The organism is Alicycliphilus denitrificans K601 (assembly GCF_000204645.1).
GTDB classification, from domain to species: Bacteria; Pseudomonadota; Gammaproteobacteria; order Burkholderiales; family Burkholderiaceae_C; genus Alicycliphilus; species Alicycliphilus denitrificans.
Map to the genome: position 1 here is coordinate 3323656 of NC_015422.1, position 15526 is coordinate 3339181.

Genomic DNA, 15526 nt, shown 5'->3' on the forward strand with positions numbered 1-15526 from the left:
GGCCTCACACGTGGTAGCTGCTGTCGGGCACGTCGGTGATGAACATGTGGCCCGGCGCATGGGTGACGGCAAAGGGCACGCCCGAGGCCATCACGGCCGCCTGGGGCGTGACGCCGCAGGCCCAGAACACGGGCAGCTCGCCGGGCGCGATGCGCACGGGGTCGCCGAAATCGGGCCTGGCCAGATCGGCGATGCCCAGCGCCGCCGGGTCACCCACGTGCACGGGCGCGCCATGCACCGAGGGGAAGCGCGCCGAGATCGCCACAGCGTCGGCCACGCGGTGCGCCGGGATGGGCCGCATGGACACCACCATCTCGCCGCGCAGGCGCCCGGCCGGGCGGCAGGCGCGGTTGGTGCGGTACATGGGCACGTTGCAGCCGTCGGCGATGTGGCGCACCTCGATGCCGGCCTCCTGCAGCGGCGTCTCGAACGTGAAGCTGCAGCCGATCAGAAAGGTGACCAGGTCGGGATGCTCGGCCCACAGGGGCGTGGCGTCCTGCACCTCCTGCGCCAGCCGGCCATCGCGCCAGACGCGGTACAGGGGGATGTCGGTGCGGATGTCGGCCCCCTCGGCCAGCAGGGTCTGGTGCGCGCCGGCCTCGATCACGTCGAGCACCGGGCAGGGCTTGGGGTTGCGCTGCGCGTACAGCAGGAAGTCCCAGGCCCAGTCGCGCGGCAGCGCGATCATGTTGGCCTGCGTCATGCCGGGCGCGACGCCGGCCGTGGGCCGCACGCTGCCCGCGCGGTAGGCGGCGCGCGCCTGGCGCGCCGCGGCCACGGCGGCGGCGCGCGCCTGCTCCAAGGCGTTGTGTTGCATGGTGTCTGCTCCAGTGAAAATTTCAGGCGAACGGGCGCACGACGACGCCGTCGCTCTCGAGCGCCATGCGCACGGCGCGCGCCATCTCCACGGCGCCCGCGCTGTCGCCGTGCACGCAGATGGACTGCGCCTGCACGCGCGCCAGGCTGCCATCCACGGCCTCCACCACGCCCTCGCGCACCAGGCGCAGCATGCGCTGCGCCACCAGGGCGCTGTCGTGCAGCACGGCGCCCTTCTCGCGGCGCGACACCAGCGTGCCCTGCGGCGTGTAGGCGCGGTCGGCGAAGGCCTCGGCGATCACGCGCAAGCCGGCGTCCTGCGCCCATTGGACGAGCGGCGAGCCCGCCAGCGCCACGAGCGCAAGGCTGCCGTCCACCGCGCGGATGGCGGCGATCACGTCGCGCGCCTGGCGCTCGTCGTGCGCGATGGTGTTGTAGAGCGCGCCATGGGGCTTGACGTAGGTGACGCGCGTGCCCGCGGCGTGCGCCAGGCCCTGCAGCGCGCCAATCTGGTAGATCACGTCGGCCACCAGGTCGCTGCTGGCCACGTCCATGTTGCGTCGGCCGAAGCCCACCAGGTCGGGATAGGCCACGTGCGCCCCCACGGCCACGCCGCGCGCATGCGCCGCCTTGAGCGTGCCCAGGATTCCCGCTGGGTCGCCCGCGTGGAAGCCGCAGGCCACATTGGCGCTGCTCACGATGTCCAGCATGGCGTCGTCGTCGCCCATGCGCCAGGCGCCCAGGCTCTCGCCCAGGTCGCTGTTCAGATCGATATGCCTCGTCATGTCTCTCACTCCTTGCCGGTCATTGCGCTAGGCGGTCGGCTCGGCCGCCTCGGCCAGCTCGCGCCCCTGGGTCTCGGGCAGGGCCAGGCAGGCGATCACCACCAGCGCATAGGCGCCCACGGCCATGTAGCCGATGGCCACGCCCAGCGACATGGTCGAACTCATGTAGCCCACCATGGCCGGGCACACCGAGCCCACGGCACGCCCGAAGTTGTAGCAAAAACCCTGGCCCGAGCCGCGGATGTGGCTGGGGTAGAGCTCGGTGAGGTAGGCGCCCATGCCCGAAAAAATGCCCGACAGGAAGAAGCCCAACGGGAAACCCAGCACCATCATGGCGGCGTCGGTGATCGGCAGCTGGGTGTAGAAGGTCACCAGGACGGCTGCACTGACCGCGAACAGCATGAAGCAGCGGCGCCGGCCCAGGCGGTCGGACAGCCAGGCGCTCGTGAGGTAGCCGGCGAATGAGCCCGCGATGAGCACCATCAGGTAGCCGCTGGTGTTGAGCACCGAGAGGTTGCGCTCCATCTTCAGGTAAGTGGGCAGCCAGGTGGTGACCGAGTAGTAGGCCCCCTGCATGCCCGTGGCCAGCAGGCTGGCCCACACCGTCACGCGCAGCACGCCGGGCTTGAAGATGAGCATGAAGTGGCTGCTCTGCCCGGTCTTGGCCAGCCGCTCCTGCGTGGCGCGGAACACCGTGGGCTCGCTGATGTTGCGGCGGATGTAGAGGATGAACAGGGCCGGCAGCACGCCCAGCCAGAACAGCACGCGCCAGGCGGTCTGCTGCTCCACCAGCGCATAGACGGCCCAGAAGGCGATGGCTGACAGGCCCCAGCCCACGGCCCAGCTGCTCTGCACCAGCCCCACGGCCTTGCCGCGGTGGCGCGCGCGGATCATCTCGGCGATCAGCACCGAGCCCACCGACCATTCGCCGCCGAAGCCCAGGCCCTGCAGCGCGCGCGTCACGAACAGCTGCTCGGGCGAGTGCGTGAAGCCGCTCAGGAAGGTGAAGAAGCTGAACCACAGCACCGTCAGCTGCAGTATGCGCACGCGGCCGTACTTGTCGGCCAGGATGCCGGCCAGCCAGCCGCCGATGGCCGAGCTGATCAGCGCACCGGTGGCGATGTAGCCAGCCTCGGTCTTGGTCATGCCCCACACCAGGATGAAGGTGGGGATCATGAAGGTGTAGATCATGTAGTCGAACGCATCCACGCCATAGCCGACGAATGCGGCAAACAGCGTCTTGCGCTCTTCCTGACTGGTTTCCTTGAGCCACATGGTGTCTGGCCTTTCTCGATGCGTTGAAGGACTTGGCGTTCCTGATTGAGCCGGATGAATCAGCGGGCAATACATACGCATGTGTTGATCACAATAAACATATTGATCAACTCACATGAATTTATTGTTCAACAATTCAGGATGCAGCGAATCAGGGAATACCCGCCCCCGGATGGCCCGGCGGACACACCCGGGCCGCGCGCGCGGGCTCGCTACACTCGGGCCTCCAGCGCCCGCGCGGCCATCCCGCTTCCTCGCATGCCATGACCTCCCCTGCCGATGCACCGCAAAACCTGACCGACCGCGTGAGCGAGCAGATCCGGCGCAAGCTCGTCGATGGCGAACTCACGCCCGGCCAGCGCCTGTCGGAGGCCGCCCTGAGTGAAAGCCTGGAGATCTCGCGCAACACGCTGCGCGAGGCGTTCCGCCTGCTGACCAAGGAGGGGCTGCTCAAGCACGAGCCCAACCGCGGCGTGTCGGTGGCTATTCCCAGCATCGCGGCCATCATCGACATCTACCGCGTGCGCCGGCTCATCGAATGCCAGGCGCTGGCCCAGGCCTACCCGCGCCACCCGGCCAGGAAGCGCCTGCGCGAGGCCGTGGACAAGGCGCTGCGCTGCCGCGGCGAGGGCGACTGGCGCGGCGTGGGCACAGCCAACATGGAGTTCCACCAGGCCATCGTGGAGCTGGCCGACAGCGAGCGCCTGAACGAAATGTTCTCGCACCTGCTGGCCGAGCTGCGCCTTGCCTTCGGCTTGCTCAACGACCCCGAGTTCCTGCACGCCCCCTACGTGGACAGCAACGTGAAGATCGTGGAGCTGTTTGAGGCCGGCAAGCCGCAGGAGGCCGCCGCCGTGCTCAACGACTACCTGGTGCACTCCGAGCGCATCGTGCTGGCGGCCTACGCGCGGCGCATCTCCGACGCCGGCGCGGGCAAGTGACCCTCACCGGCCGGCGTCTGCGGCCGGCTTTTCGGCAGAGTCGCCTGCGGTGATTTGCTGCAGCGTGCGGGTCAGCGAGGACGTGCTGGGGTTCTCCACGAAGACGCATTGCTTTCCGGTGCGCTTGCAGAAGTCCTTCACCCGCCAATACGCGTTGTGGCTGATGCAGCCGGTCTGGCAGATGACAAGGTCCGCCGCGGCGAGCACCGAGTCGAGCGCCCCCTGCTTGTCTTCCAGCCCGCCATCGTGGTGCGCGAAATGCCCGCCCGCCTTCTCGACGACATCCCGGTAGCTGGACACGTTCCCGTTGCGGCCGCCGACGCACAGGACCGTCTTTTCCTTGAAATGGAACGCGACGGGGCTTTCCCTGGGCGCATCGCCCCGATGCTCCGCCGCGGGCGCGGCCTCGGCTTCGCGCAGCCCTAGCAGGCATTGCGCCTCGCCGAGCTGCTGGCGCAGCCGCGCGTTCTGCGCCTCCAGGCCGGCCAGCCGGGCGCCGAGCTGTTCGAGCTTCCTGCGCAGCCTCGCGGTGTCCTCGTAGCCCGGCAGCGACGCCTGGAGCCGCTCCAGGTCCTGCGTGAGGAACGCAATCCGTGAATCCTTGCCGATCGCAATCGCGCGCTGCTGCACCAGCTGGGCGTTGAGCCGCTCGATTTCGACCGACTTCTCGCTGATCACGCGGGTGCAGCGCTCCTGTACCCTGCCCAGCTCCCGGCCCAGGACGCCGTTTTCCTTGACCAGCTCGCCGAAACGGGCGGCGTCCACCCACGCCGCCGCCCCGGCCTGATGCTGCAGCATGTGCATGTCCCGCAGCACGGCCTCCTGCAGCAGCTCGTCGCAGCGCGGATGGGTCAGCACGGCCCAGAACGCGCCCGGGACGTCCCCTCCCCGGACCGCCGCCGCCCACATGTCCGCGACCGCCTGGGTGTCCTTGGCGGCGCGGAACGCCTGCACCGCGCCGGCGTAGCGGGACTCCAGCTCCTTCTGCAGCACTTCGGACAGCCGGTTGCGCTTCATGCACTCGGCCACCGCGCCGAGGTGGATCTCATAGTCGTCCGCGACGGCCTTGCCGACCAGCGCCTTGCCGACCAGCTGGCGCAGCACCGGCAGCGGGAAGCAGACCCCCACCACGGGGCAGTGGCATGGGTGCGGCAGATCCCAGAGCCGCTTGCGGCGCGACCCGTTGATGGCCGCCAGGGGGCGGAAGCACTCATCGCACATGCGACCTCCTTGCTCTGCGCGCCTGGGGGCTTCAATGGACGGCGCGCGCCCGGCCTTCGTGGCCGCGGCTCTCGTGCGGCGGCATGCCGTGCAGGCGCTTCTGCGCCTGGGACAGCATCTCGGCCAACGCCAGGAAGGCGCCCACCTCCAGCCGCACGGAGACACAGTCGAGGGACAGATGCACGACGCCGCAATCGGGGCAGACGGACACATGTCCGACCGGGCTATGGACCAGCAAGGCGTGCTGGCAGCTGGACGAAGTAGGCGAGCGCTCCATGCGGTCCTCCTGTGAGTGGCTGGAAGTTAATTTTAAATGCGACTTGTTCGCATTTAAAAGAGTCGAAGCGTAACGAACTCCAGCGGTATCCACAAGGGCGAATCGCGCCCGGTGCCATCGGGCGGCGGCAGTGCCCGCGGCGAAGAACCTCGAAAACCCGCTTCAGCCCCCGCGCGGCGGCTGCCGGCCAGGCGTCACCACCGCCCCCGGTTGGGCTGGCGCCGGCGCACGGCCTGGGCCACCAGGTCCACCATGTCGGCGCGGTCGGCCTGGCGCGCAAAGTCGATGGCCGTCAGGCCCAGGTCGTTCTTCAACGTGGGATCGGCGCCCTCCTCGATCAGCAGGAGCGCCACGTCGCCCGTGCCGTAGCGCACGGCCATCATCAAGGGCGTGGTGCCGTTGGGCGAGGCGGCGTCGATGTAGGCGCTCTCCTCCAGCAGCAGCGCCACCATGGCGGCGGCGTCCTGCGTGGTGCCCGACGCGGCGTAGTGCAGCGGCGTCCAGCCGGTCTTGTTGACGTCGGCATCCAGTCTGATCAGGGCGCGCGCCGCGCTCAGGTTGCCGCGCAGGGCGGCCAGCATCAGCGCGCTCTCGTCCTTGGCGTTGCGCTCTTCCACCTTCAGGCCCTTGGCCGCAATCAGTGCGGCCGCGGCCTTGCGCGAGTCCCCGCGCAGCGCCACGATGAGCGCGGGCTGGCCCTTGGGGTCGCGCGCGTTGGGGTCGAAGCCGCGGCGCAGCAGGTCGGCCACGGCGGCGCCGTTGTCGAGTTCTATGGCCTTGAAGAAGTCCTCATAGGCGCCGGCATGCGCCAGTCCGGCCACGGGTGCGGCGGCGGCCAGCGCCAGCCATGCCAGGGTGCGGCGGCGGCTCGTCATGCGGCGCCCCCCTGCAGGAACAACCGCTCGAAGTTGCGGCTCGTGGCCCGGGCCACCTCCTGCACCGGCAGGCCCCTGATGGCCGCGATCTGCTGCGCCACGAAGGGCACGTAGGACGGGTTGTTGGTCTTGCCGCGGTAGGGCACGGGAGCCAGGTAGGGGCTGTCGGTCTCGATGAGCAGGCGGTCCATGGGCACGAAGGCGGCCACGTCGCGCAGGTCCTGCGCGTTCTTGAAGGTGATGATGCCGGAAAACGAGATGTAGTAGCCCAAGTCCAGCGCCGCGCGCGCCACCTCGGCCGTCTCGGTGAAGCAGTGGAACACGCCGCCGGCGCGGTTGCCAGCGCCGTCCTCGCCCTCCTCGCGCAGGATGGCCAGGGTGTCGCCCGAGGCGCTGCGCGTGTGGATCACCAGCGGTTTGCCGCAGGCGCGCGCGGCGCGGATGTGGGTGCGGAAGCGCTCGCGCTGCCACTCCAGGTCGGCGATGCTGCGCCCGCCCTTGCGATCTTCCATGCCGTAGTAGTCGAGCCCCGTCTCGCCGATGGCCACCACGCGCGGCAGCACGGCGCGCTCCAGCAGGTCCTGCACCGAAGGCTCGGCCATGTCTTCGGTATCGGGGTGCACGCCCACGGTGGCCCAGAAGTTGTCATAGGCCGTGGCCAGGCCGTGCACGGCGGGGAACTCCTCCATGGTGGTGCAGATGCACAGCGCGCGGTCCACCTGCGCCGCCGCCATGGCCTGGCGGATCTGGGGCAGCTGGCTGGCGAGCTCGGGAAAGTTCAGATGGCAGTGGGAATCGACGAACATGGCGCAATGGAAAACGAAAAGCCTGCCGGAGAGGCCGGCGGCAAGAGCGGGACCGCGCCCCTCAAATGGTCTGCGTGGGCCGGTCGGCGGCCAGGGCCGTGCCCAGGATTTCCTCGATTTTGAGCTTGAGCTGGCGCGACTTCTCGTCCTTGGGGAACTGTATGCCCACGCCCTGCGTGCGGTTGCCGACGGCGCGCGCCGGCGTCACCCAGGCCACGCGGCCGGCCACGGGGTAGCGCTGCGGGTCATCGGGCAGCGTGAGCAGCACGTAGACGTCGTCGCCCAGCCTGTACTCGCGCGTCGTGGGCACGAAGATGCCGCCCTCCTCGAAGAACGGGATGTAGGCTGCGTACAGAGCAGCCTTTTCCTTGATGTTCAGCTGCATGACGCTGGGGCGCGGCGCTGTGGACGGACTGCTCATAGGTGGCCTGGGGAAATCAATGGCGCGAGTTTAGTGTCTGGCGCGCCTGGGCTACAAGCGACTCCAGCATCAAGCCCGCGTTGAAAGGGTGGTCGGCCGTGCGAGCCTCCTGGATGAGCGCGCGCGACCAGCGCGTGAGCGGCCCCAGGCCGGGCGGCCGGGGCAGGTCTGCCGCGTCGAAGTAGCGCGGCTGCGCGCCCACGCGCTGCGCCAGCAGGTCGTGGCAGAGCTTCTGCAGCGCATCCACGGCCTGGGCGGGTTCGAGCTCGGACAGCGCCGAGACGTCTCCGCGCGCCATGGCCTTGGGGATCAGGGCCCAGGCCTGGGGGCTGCGGCCCGCGCGGGCCAGGGCCAGCGCATCGTCGGGCCGCCCGCCCGCGGCGCGCAGCAGGGCCTGGGCCGCATCGGGCGCCACGCCCTGCCCCGCGAGCCAGCCGCGCGCCTCGTCGGGCCGGGGCCACAACATGGCATGGCCCAGGCAGCGGCTGCGGATGGTGGGCAGCAGCTCGTGCGCGGCCTCGGTGGCGAGCACGAAGCGCACGTCGCCCGGCGGCTCCTCCAGCGTCTTGAGCAGGGCGTTGGCCGTCACGTGGTTCATCTGCTCGGCCGGGAACACCAGCACCGCCTTGCCGCGCCCGCGCGCGCTGGTGCGCTGTGCGAACTCCACGGCGTCGCGCATGGCCTCCACGCGGATCTCGCGGCTCGCCTTGCGCTTCTTGTCCTCGATCTCGGCCTGGGCCTTCTCGGGCAGGGGCCAGCCCAGAGCCAGCATCTGGGTTTCGGGCATGAGCACGCACAGGTCGGCATGGGTGCGCACGTCGATGCCGTGGCAGCTCGCGCACCGGCCGCAGGCGCCGTGCTCGCCGGGCGCGTCGCACAGCCAGGCGCGCACCAGCTCCAGGGCCAGCGCGTACTGGCCCAGGCCCGACGGGCCGTGCAGCAGCCAGGCGTGGCCGCGCTGCGCCAGCAGCTGCGCGCGCTGGGCCGCGATCCAGGGCGCCACGGCGTTCATGGCGCGGCCCCCGGCAGCCAGCCGCGCGCGGCCACCGCGGCCAGCATCTGCGCGGCCACCTGCTCGCGCGGCTGCGCCCCGTCGATGCGCGCGAAGCGCCGGGGCGCGCCGGCGGCGCGGTCGGCATAGCCCCGCGCCACGCGGGCGAAGAACTCCACGGGCTGGGCCTCGAACCTGTCCGGCGCGCGTGCCGCGGCCAGGCGCTCGGCGGCCACCTCGGGCGGCACGTCGAACCACAGCGTGAGATCGGGCTCAAGCATCGAATCAGGCCCCAGGCCAATCCCTGTCTGCGCCAGCCGCTCCATATATGAGAGCACCCGCAGATCGAAGCCGCGCCCCGCGCCCTGGTAGGCGAAGGTGGCGTCGGTGAAGCGGTCGCACAGCACGGCCTCGCCGCGCGCGAGCGCCGGCCCGATCACGCGGCACAGGTGGTCGCGCCGCGCGGCGAACGCCAGCAGCGTCTCGGTCAGCGCATCCATGGCGTCATTGAGCAGCAGCGCGCGCAGCTTCTCGGCCAGCGGCGTGCCGCCGGGCTCGCGCGTCAGCGTCACGCTGCGCCCGGCCGCGCGCAGGGCGCGCGCCAGCGTCTCGATGTGCGAGGACTTGCCCGCGCCGTCTATGCCCTCGAAGGTGATGAACAGGCCTGTCGTCATTTGCGTTGATACCGGTTGACGGCGCGGTTGTGCTCGTCGAGCGTAACGCTGAAGTGGCTCGTGCCGTCGCCGCGCGCCACGAAGTACAGCGCGCGCGTATCGGCGGGCTGCACGGCGGCCAGCAACGCGGCGCGGCCCGGCATGGCGATGGGCGTGGGCGGCAGGCCCGCGCGCGTGTAGGTGTTGTAGGGCGTGTCGGCCTGCAGGTCGCGCTTGCGCAGGTTGCCGTCGAACCTCTCGCCCAAGCCGTAGATCACCGTGGGATCGGTCTGCAGCAGCATGCCCGCGCGCAGGCGGTTGCTGAACACGCCGGCGATCTGGGCGCGGTCCTCGGGGCGGCCGGTCTCCTTCTCGACGATGCTGGCCAGGATCAGCGCCTGCTCGGGCGACTTCAGCGGGGTGTCGGGTGCGCGCTGGGCCCAGGCGGCCTCCAGGCGCCGGTCCATGGCGTGCAGCGCGCGGCGCAGCACGGCCAGGTCGCTGCTGCCCTTGGCGTAGGTGTAAGTGTCGGGAAAGAAGCGCCCCTCGGCGGGTACGCCCGGGCGGTCCAGGCGGGCCATGATGTCCGCGTCGCTCAAGCCCTCGGTATCGGGCCTGAGCTGCTCGGCGCGCGCCAGCGCCTGGCGCAGCTGGCGGAAGTTCCAGCCCTCCACCAGCGTGACGGCGCGCAGCGCCTCCTCGCCGCGCACGAGCTTCTGCAACAGCGCATGGGGGCTGGTGCCCTGCGCGACCTCATAGTTGCCGGCCTTGATGCCGCGGTCCTTGCCCGACAGGCGGAACCACAGGAACAGCAGGCGCGCATCGGTGTCGAAGCCGGCCTGCACCACGGCGCGCGCCACGCCGCGCGGCGTGGTGCCGGGCTCTATCTCCAGCTCCAGCGGCTGCCCCGCGCCCACGCCCGCGCGCACGGGCATGGGGGCCTGCAGCCACCAGGCCGCGCCGGCGGCCAGGGCCAGCACGACGAGCAACACCAGAACGAGGAACCTGCGCACAACCCTGCAGCCTGTATGAAGGAAAGCCGGGCATCATAATTCAGCCATGACCGACCCCAAGCCAGTACCGCCGCCCCTGCCCGCGGGCGGCGTGACACGTTTATCCCACCTCGGCGTGATCCGCGTCGCCGGTGAAGACGCCGCCAAGTTCCTGCACGGCCAACTCACCCATGACTTCGCGCTGCTGGACCTGCAGCATGCGCGCCTGGCGGCCTTCCTCACCGTCAAGGGCCGCATGCTGGCCAGCTTCATCGCCTTCAAGCGCAACGATGCCGAGGTGCTGCTGGTGTGCGCGCGCGAGCTGCTCGCGCCCACACTCAAGCGCCTGTCCATGTTCGTGCTGCGCGCCAAGGCCAGGCTGAGCGACGCGACGGATGACTTCGCCCTGTACGGCCTGCTGGGCGACGCGGCCCGCGCCGTGCTGCCCGAAGGCGGCGAGCCCTGGGCCAAGATCGACCTGGGCGAAGCCAGCGTGGTGCAGCTGTATCCGGCCGACGGCCAGCCGCGCGCCCTGTGGCTGGCGCCCGCCACGGCGGGCAGCGCGCCCGCCGGTGCGCCGCTGGACGAGTCGCTGTGGCTGTGGAGCGAGGTGCGCAGCGGCATCGCCACGCTCACCGCGCCCGTGGCCGAGGCCTTCGTGCCGCAGATGCTGAACTACGAATCCGTGGGCGGCGTGAATTTCAAGAAGGGCTGCTACCCTGGCCAGGAGGTGGTGGCGCGCAGCCAGTTCCGCGGCACGCTCAAGCGCCGCACCTACCTGGCGCATGCGCCCTCGGCCATCGCCGCGGGCGCCGAGGTGTTCGCCGAGGGCGACGCCGAGCAGCCCGTGGGCACCGTGGTGCAGGCCGCCGCCGCGCCCGGCGGCGGCGTGGACGCGCTCGTGTCGCTGCAGATCGCGGCCGCCGGCGGCGCGCTGCGGGCGGGCGCGGCGGACGGCGTGCCGCTCGCGCTGCTGCCGCTGCCCTATGCGCTGCTTGAGGACATCTGAGGCTATCCACGCACCGGCACGAGGCCCCTGGGCATGACACTGACACCTGCCACCTCGACCAGCGACATTGCGCTGCTGCGCCGCGCCGTCGACCTGGCGCACGCCAACCGCATGCAGGGCGGGCGGCCCTTTGGCGCCGTGATCGCGCGCGACGGCCGGCAACTGGCCACCGGCGTGAACGAGACCCACCAGACCTGCGACCCCAGCGCGCACGCCGAGATGCAGGCGCTGCGCGAGGCCACGCGCGCAAGGCGCGACGCGAGCCTTGCCGGCTGCAGCGTCTACGCCAGCGGCCACCCCTGCCCGATGTGCCTGGCGGCGCTGGTCATGGCCGGGGCCGAGCGCGTGTTCTTCGCCTTCGACAACCGGGATGCTGCGCCCTATGGCCTGTCCAGCGAAGGCACCTACCAGCGCCTGCGCCTGCCGCTCGACCCGCCTCCCCTGCCCATGGAGCGGCTCGACACCGGCATCAGCGCGGCGCAGCTGTACGGCGACGCCCCCTGGCCAGAAACGCCCCGTGGCTGAGCGCGCCGCGCGCATCGCGCCGGCATGGCTGGCCACGGTGGTGCTGGTCACGCTCAACCTGCGCCCGTTCCTCACCGCCGTGGGGCCGCTCACGCCGGCCATCCAGGCGCACACGGGCCTGAGCCTGCAGGCGCTGGCCTGGCTCACGCTGCTGCCCATGGCGCTGATGGGCGCGGGCACCTGGCTTGCGCCCGCCGTGCTGCACCGCGTGGGCGCGCGGTCCACGCTGGCACTGGCGCTCGCGCTGCTGGCGCTGGGCTGCGCGCTGCGCCTGGTTCCCGCCTGGCTGATCGCCACCGCCGCGCTGTGCGGCGTGGGCGTGGCGCTGGTACAGGGCGTGCTGCCGGGCCTGATCAAGCTGCACACGCCGCGCCATGTCGCGCCGATGATGGGCGTGTACTCGGCCGCCCTCATGAGCGGCGGCGCGCTGGGCGCGCAGCTTTCCCCGCTGGCGCTGCAATGGGGCGTGGACTGGAGAGGCGCCCTGGCGCTGTGGTCGCTGCCCGTGCTGGCGGCGCTGGCGCTTGCCTGGCGGCAGCTGGACCGCATGGCGGCGCCCGCGGCCACAGGGACACGCGGCGGCGCCACCGCCTGGCTGCTGCGCCGCCCGCGCACCTGGTACCTGATGCTGGCCTTTGGCCTGATGAACGGCGGCTACGCCAGCATGGTCGCGTGGCTGGCGCCGCACTACCAAGAGCTGGGCTTGAGCGCCGCGCGCAGCGGCACGCTGGTCGCCGTCCTGTCAATCGCGCAAGCGGTGGCCGCCCTGCTGCTGCCGGTGCTGGCCACGCGCGGCGGGCCCGATCGCCGGCCCTGGCTCTGGCTCACGCTCGGCTGCCAGGCGCTGGGTTTCGCGCTGCTGGCCAGGGCTCCCCTGGCTGCGCCGCTGGCCACTGCCATCGTGCTGGGCGTGGGCCTGGGCGGCTGCTTCACCTTCTTCATGCTGGTGGCGCTGGACCATCTGCACGCACCGCTGCAGGCCGGTGCGCTGAACGCGCTGATGCAGGGCGGCGGCTTTCTGCTCTCGGCCCTGCCGACCTGGCTGATGGCACGGCTGCACCAGGGCAGCGGCGGCTTTTCCAGCGGCTGGTGGATGCAGTGCGCCATTGCGCTGCTCGTTGCGGTGCTGGTGGCACGCTTTGCGCCCGCGCGGTTCGAGCGCGCGATGCACCCGCCGGCGCCGTGAAGCCGCGTGCCAGAATTTGCCCATGAACGGATTGCGCCGCACCGCCCCGTGGCTGCTGGCCTGGCTGGTGCTGGCCGCAGCCGGCTGCGCATGGCTGGCGCGGCAGCGCCTGCAGCAGCTGCACGACGCCTTCGACACCGACGCGCGCATTGCCCACCGCGTGCTCAGCCAGCGCATGGTGCAGCACGAGGCCATCCTGGCCACGCTGGTACTGTTGCAGCCCGAAGGCCCAGCGGCCGGGCCCGTGCCCTGGAGCGCGCTCGCCCGCCCCTACCCGCAGGTGCGCGAAGTGCTGCGCCACGACGATGCCGCGCAGGCCTGGCCCGCCGGCTGGCCGCAGGGCATGGATGCGGCGCTCGCACAGTCGCGCGCCAGCGGCCACGCCATGCTGGCCCGCAGCGACCTGGCCAGCGGCCAGCTCTACTTGGTGCAAGCCGGCTCGCCCGCCAGCTTTGCGCTGCACCTGGACCTGCACGCCACTGCATCGGCCGACGACTGGCCGCTGCCCTCCGGCAGCCCGGTGCGCGCTTGGTTCACGCTCGGCAGCCAGCACTACGAGATCCAGGGCGGCGCTGAGACCGCGGGACGCTGGCACTGGCACTGGCGGGCCGAGAAGACGCTGGCGGCCGCTAGCCAGCCCCTTGCGCTGCACATGCAGCAGACGGTGCGCGCCGACATGCTGCCCTGGGCCGCGATGCTCGGCTGGGTGGCAGGCAGTGCGGCCCTTCTCGCTGCCCTGCGCCAGCTGATGCGCCAGCGCGTGGCCCGCCGGCGCGCCGAGCAGCTGCTGCAGCTGGGCCAGGTGGCGCGGTTGAACACCCTGGGGGAACTCGCCGCCGGCATGGCGCACGAGCTCAACCAGCCGCTCACGGCGGTGCTTGCCAGCAGCCAGGCCGCGCAGCGCCTGCTGGCCGACGATGAACCCAACATGCCGCTGCTGCGCCAGGCCCTGGCGCAGGCGGTGGCGCAGGCGCGGCGCGCATCGGACGTGGTGACGCGGCTACGCCGCCTGGTCGAACGCCCGGACGCGGCGGCGCGCACCAGTGCCATCGACCTGCCCCAGGCCGCCGCCGACGCGCTGCACCTGCTCGAACCACAGCTTGCCGCCCACAAGGTGCAGGTGCACACGCAGTTCGCGCCCGGCCTTCCCGCCGCCAGCGCCGATGCGGTGGCGTTGCAGCAAATCCTGCACAACCTTCTGGCCAACGCGCTGCAGGCGATCGAGGCGATGCCCCTGGGCGAACACCAGATCTGGATCACGATCGCGCACCAGGGCGCGCAGCTGCTGCTCACGGTGCGCGACAGCGGCCCCGGCATCGCCCCCGACATGCTGCCCCGCCTGTTCATCCCTTTCGCCACCAACCGCGACCACGGCCTGGGCCTGGGGTTGACGTTGAGCCAAAGCCTGGCCGAGACCATGGGCGGCAGCCTGCAGCTGCACGAGCCCGCCCCCGGCCCCGGTGCCTGTTTCGCCCTGCGCCTGCCGGTGCACGCCACGAGATGACAGCCTCCAACGCAGACCTATCCCCGCTGATCCACCTAGTGGACGATGACGACGCAGTGCGCGGCAGCCTGGCGCTGCTCATCTCCACCATTGGCCTGCGCGTGCAGACCTGGGCCGATCCCCTGGCGTTTGCCGCGCGGTTCGACCGAGAAGGCATAGGCGCCATCGTGCTCGACGTGCGCATGCCCGGCATCGGCGGCCTGGCGCTGCTGGCGCAGCTCGTGGATCAGGGGGTGGACCACCCCATCGTCCTGCTGACCGGCCACGGCACGGTGGACATGTGCCGGCGCGCGTTCAAGGCCGGCGCGGCGGAGTTCCTGGAGAAGCCGGTGGACGACGAGCTGCTGCTGGAGACGCTGCAGGCGGCCGTGCGCCAGCATGTGCGCGCGCGCCTGCAGCGCCAGGCGGATCGCGACGCCGAGCAGCGTTTTGCCGAACTCTCCACGCGCGAGCGCCAGGTACTGGCGCTGATCGTGCAGGGCCTGTCGAACAAGGAAATGGCACGCGCACTGGAGCTTTCGCCACGCACCGTGGAGGTGCACCGCGCCAACCTGTTCGCCAAGCTGCAAGTACCAAGCCTGGCGCACCTCGTGCGCCGCTACGCCAGCCTGGCGGAAGTGGATGCACCGCCCACCGCGTAAAACTACGTAACGCCCAGCGTAGCCATGCGAATGGTGCGCACGGGAGGCTTTTCCTACAGTGGCACCCATGTCCGCAGCGCCGCTGCGGCATCTGTCAACCTGCCGAAGAAAGCACCCATGCAAGCCAAGACCATCGCCCTGCTCGCCACCGCCGCCATCGCCGGTGCCGCCAACGCCCAGGCCGTGCGCACCGAGAAAAACATGTCGCTGGAACTCGCCAGCCAGATCGCCACGCACAGCATCGCCGCCTGCGCCGCCAACGGCTACGCGGTGGCGGCCACCGTGGTGGACCGCGCCGGCCAGGTGCGCGCGCAGCTGCGCGCCGACAACGCCGGCCCCCACACCCTGGAGGCCAGCCGCCTGAAAGCCTACACGTCGGCATCGGCCAAGAACAGCACCAGCGCCATCATGGAAGGCTCGCAGAAGAACCCCGGCGCGGCCAACCTGGGCCAGATCCCGGGCTACCTGCTGCTGGGCGGCGGCCTGCCGGTCAAGGCGGGCAACGAAGTGATCGGCGCCGTGGGCATTGGCGGCGCCCCCGGCGGCCATCTGGATGAGCAGTGCGCCAAGGCGGCGATCGACCAGGTGCAGGAATTGCTCAGGTAACG

General features: G+C 71.2%; 18 protein-coding genes. 7 read left to right on the forward strand and 11 right to left on the reverse strand.

Annotation, left to right across the window (positions count from 1 at the left end; all coding sequences use genetic code 11):
* Positions 1-4: 4 nt before the first annotated feature.
* The 3 genes from ALIDE2_RS15790 to ALIDE2_RS15800 are packed head-to-tail and all read right to left on the reverse strand — an operon-like array spanning position 5 to position 2876.
* The gene (locus ALIDE2_RS15790; protein WP_013518496.1) at positions 5-817 is read right to left on the reverse strand and encodes a putative hydro-lyase; all 813 of its coding nucleotides are present in this window, start codon (positions 815-817) and stop codon (positions 5-7) included.
* A 22-nt stretch (positions 818-839) separates the two neighbouring features.
* A complete protein-coding gene (locus ALIDE2_RS15795) occupies positions 840-1601 on the reverse strand; it encodes a LamB/YcsF family protein (protein WP_013518495.1) in 762 nt (253 codons plus the stop codon).
* 27 nt (positions 1602-1628) lie between these two features.
* Positions 1629-2876, reverse strand: coding sequence for an MFS transporter (locus ALIDE2_RS15800; protein WP_013518494.1), 1248 nt, complete (start codon positions 2874-2876; stop codon positions 1629-1631).
* Between the two features lie 263 nt (positions 2877-3139).
* Here ALIDE2_RS15800 and ALIDE2_RS15805 point away from each other — a divergent pair, with 263 nt between their 5' ends.
* A complete protein-coding gene (locus ALIDE2_RS15805) occupies positions 3140-3817 on the forward strand; it encodes a GntR family transcriptional regulator (protein WP_013518493.1) in 678 nt (225 codons plus the stop codon).
* Between the two features lie 3 nt (positions 3818-3820).
* Here ALIDE2_RS15805 and ALIDE2_RS15810 read toward each other — a convergent pair whose 3' ends face one another.
* The 8 genes from ALIDE2_RS15810 to mltG all read right to left on the reverse strand — a co-directional run bounded on the left by ALIDE2_RS15810 (position 3821) and on the right by mltG (position 10074).
* Positions 3821-5038: a DUF2325 domain-containing protein gene (locus ALIDE2_RS15810; RefSeq protein ID WP_013518492.1), complete on the reverse strand. Its 1218-nt coding sequence runs from the start codon at positions 5036-5038 to the stop codon at positions 3821-3823.
* A 31-nt stretch (positions 5039-5069) separates the two neighbouring features.
* Entirely contained in the window at positions 5070-5315 is a 246-nt protein-coding gene (locus tag ALIDE2_RS15815) for a hypothetical protein (protein ID WP_013518491.1), read from the reverse strand.
* Between the two features lie 194 nt (positions 5316-5509).
* Positions 5510-6190: an ankyrin repeat domain-containing protein gene (locus ALIDE2_RS15820; RefSeq protein ID WP_013518490.1), complete on the reverse strand. Its 681-nt coding sequence runs from the start codon at positions 6188-6190 to the stop codon at positions 5510-5512.
* Positions 6187-6996 carry a TatD family hydrolase gene (locus tag ALIDE2_RS15825; protein WP_013518489.1) on the reverse strand — a complete coding sequence of 270 codons (810 nt, stop codon included), beginning with the start codon at positions 6994-6996 and terminating at the stop codon, positions 6187-6189. Before ALIDE2_RS15825 ends, ALIDE2_RS15820 begins: the two co-directional genes overlap by 4 nt.
* 61 nt (positions 6997-7057) lie before the next feature.
* Positions 7058-7417 carry a PilZ domain-containing protein gene (locus ALIDE2_RS15830; protein WP_013518488.1) on the reverse strand — a complete coding sequence of 120 codons (360 nt, stop codon included), beginning with the start codon at positions 7415-7417 and terminating at the stop codon, positions 7058-7060.
* A 16-nt stretch (positions 7418-7433) separates the two neighbouring features.
* Entirely contained in the window at positions 7434-8429 is a 996-nt protein-coding gene (locus ALIDE2_RS15835; RefSeq protein ID WP_013518487.1) for a DNA polymerase III subunit delta', read from the reverse strand.
* The gene (gene tmk / locus ALIDE2_RS15840) at positions 8426-9082 is read right to left on the reverse strand and encodes a dTMP kinase (RefSeq protein WP_013722569.1); all 657 of its coding nucleotides are present in this window, start codon (positions 9080-9082) and stop codon (positions 8426-8428) included. Before tmk ends, ALIDE2_RS15835 begins: the two co-directional genes overlap by 4 nt.
* On the reverse strand, positions 9079-10074 hold the full coding sequence (gene mltG, locus ALIDE2_RS15845) for an endolytic transglycosylase MltG (protein ID WP_013518485.1): 996 nt from the start codon (positions 10072-10074) through the stop codon (positions 9079-9081). Before mltG ends, tmk begins: the two co-directional genes overlap by 4 nt.
* 46 nt (positions 10075-10120) lie before the next feature.
* Here mltG and ygfZ point away from each other — a divergent pair, with 46 nt between their 5' ends.
* The 6 genes from ygfZ (at position 10121) to ALIDE2_RS15875 (ending at position 15524) form a co-directional block, all read left to right on the forward strand.
* The gene (gene ygfZ, locus ALIDE2_RS15850) at positions 10121-11062 is read left to right on the forward strand and encodes a CAF17-like 4Fe-4S cluster assembly/insertion protein YgfZ (protein ID WP_013518484.1); all 942 of its coding nucleotides are present in this window, start codon (positions 10121-10123) and stop codon (positions 11060-11062) included.
* Positions 11063-11095: 33 nt separating this feature from the next.
* Positions 11096-11587, forward strand: a complete 492-nt coding sequence (locus ALIDE2_RS15855; RefSeq protein ID WP_013722570.1) for a nucleoside deaminase — start codon at positions 11096-11098, stop codon at positions 11585-11587.
* A complete protein-coding gene (locus tag ALIDE2_RS15860) occupies positions 11580-12773 on the forward strand; it encodes an MFS transporter (RefSeq protein WP_013518482.1) in 1194 nt (397 codons plus the stop codon). Before ALIDE2_RS15855 ends, ALIDE2_RS15860 begins: the two co-directional genes overlap by 8 nt.
* Before the next feature lie 22 nt (positions 12774-12795).
* Positions 12796-14277 carry a sensor histidine kinase gene (locus tag ALIDE2_RS15865; protein ID WP_013518481.1) on the forward strand — a complete coding sequence of 494 codons (1482 nt, stop codon included), beginning with the start codon at positions 12796-12798 and terminating at the stop codon, positions 14275-14277.
* A complete protein-coding gene (locus ALIDE2_RS15870; RefSeq protein WP_013722571.1) occupies positions 14274-14918 on the forward strand; it encodes a response regulator transcription factor in 645 nt (214 codons plus the stop codon). Before ALIDE2_RS15865 ends, ALIDE2_RS15870 begins: the two co-directional genes overlap by 4 nt.
* Before the next feature lie 117 nt (positions 14919-15035).
* Entirely contained in the window at positions 15036-15524 is a 489-nt protein-coding gene (locus tag ALIDE2_RS15875) for a GlcG/HbpS family heme-binding protein (RefSeq protein ID WP_174764503.1), read from the forward strand.
* Positions 15525-15526 lie beyond the last annotated feature (2 nt).

Bases quoted from the DNA above. Each gene is read 5' to 3' on its own strand.
- ALIDE2_RS15790 (WP_013518496.1), bottom strand. From the start codon at position 817: ATGCAACACAACGCCTTGGAGCAGGCGCGCGCCGCCGCCGTGGCCGCG.
- ALIDE2_RS15795 (WP_013518495.1), bottom strand. From the start codon at position 1,601: ATGACGAGGCATATCGATCTGAACAGCGACCTGGGCGAGAGCCTGGGC.
- ALIDE2_RS15800 (WP_013518494.1), bottom strand. From the start codon at position 2,876: ATGTGGCTCAAGGAAACCAGTCAGGAAGAGCGCAAGACGCTGTTTGCC.
- ALIDE2_RS15805 (WP_013518493.1), top strand. From the start codon at position 3,140: ATGACCTCCCCTGCCGATGCACCGCAAAACCTGACCGACCGCGTGAGC.
- ALIDE2_RS15810 (WP_013518492.1), bottom strand. From the start codon at position 5,038: ATGTGCGATGAGTGCTTCCGCCCCCTGGCGGCCATCAACGGGTCGCGC.
- ALIDE2_RS15815 (WP_013518491.1), bottom strand. From the start codon at position 5,315: ATGGAGCGCTCGCCTACTTCGTCCAGCTGCCAGCACGCCTTGCTGGTC.
- ALIDE2_RS15820 (WP_013518490.1), bottom strand. From the start codon at position 6,190: ATGACGAGCCGCCGCCGCACCCTGGCATGGCTGGCGCTGGCCGCCGCC.
- ALIDE2_RS15825 (WP_013518489.1), bottom strand. From the start codon at position 6,996: ATGTTCGTCGATTCCCACTGCCATCTGAACTTTCCCGAGCTCGCCAGC.
- ALIDE2_RS15830 (WP_013518488.1), bottom strand. From the start codon at position 7,417: ATGAGCAGTCCGTCCACAGCGCCGCGCCCCAGCGTCATGCAGCTGAAC.
- ALIDE2_RS15835 (WP_013518487.1), bottom strand. From the start codon at position 8,429: ATGAACGCCGTGGCGCCCTGGATCGCGGCCCAGCGCGCGCAGCTGCTG.
- tmk (WP_013722569.1), bottom strand. From the start codon at position 9,082: ATGACGACAGGCCTGTTCATCACCTTCGAGGGCATAGACGGCGCGGGC.
- ygfZ (WP_013518484.1), top strand. From the start codon at position 10,121: ATGACCGACCCCAAGCCAGTACCGCCGCCCCTGCCCGCGGGCGGCGTG.
- ALIDE2_RS15855 (WP_013722570.1), top strand. From the start codon at position 11,096: ATGACACTGACACCTGCCACCTCGACCAGCGACATTGCGCTGCTGCGC.
- ALIDE2_RS15865 (WP_013518481.1), top strand. From the start codon at position 12,796: ATGAACGGATTGCGCCGCACCGCCCCGTGGCTGCTGGCCTGGCTGGTG.
- ALIDE2_RS15870 (WP_013722571.1), top strand. From the start codon at position 14,274: ATGACAGCCTCCAACGCAGACCTATCCCCGCTGATCCACCTAGTGGAC.
- ALIDE2_RS15875 (WP_174764503.1), top strand. From the start codon at position 15,036: ATGCAAGCCAAGACCATCGCCCTGCTCGCCACCGCCGCCATCGCCGGT.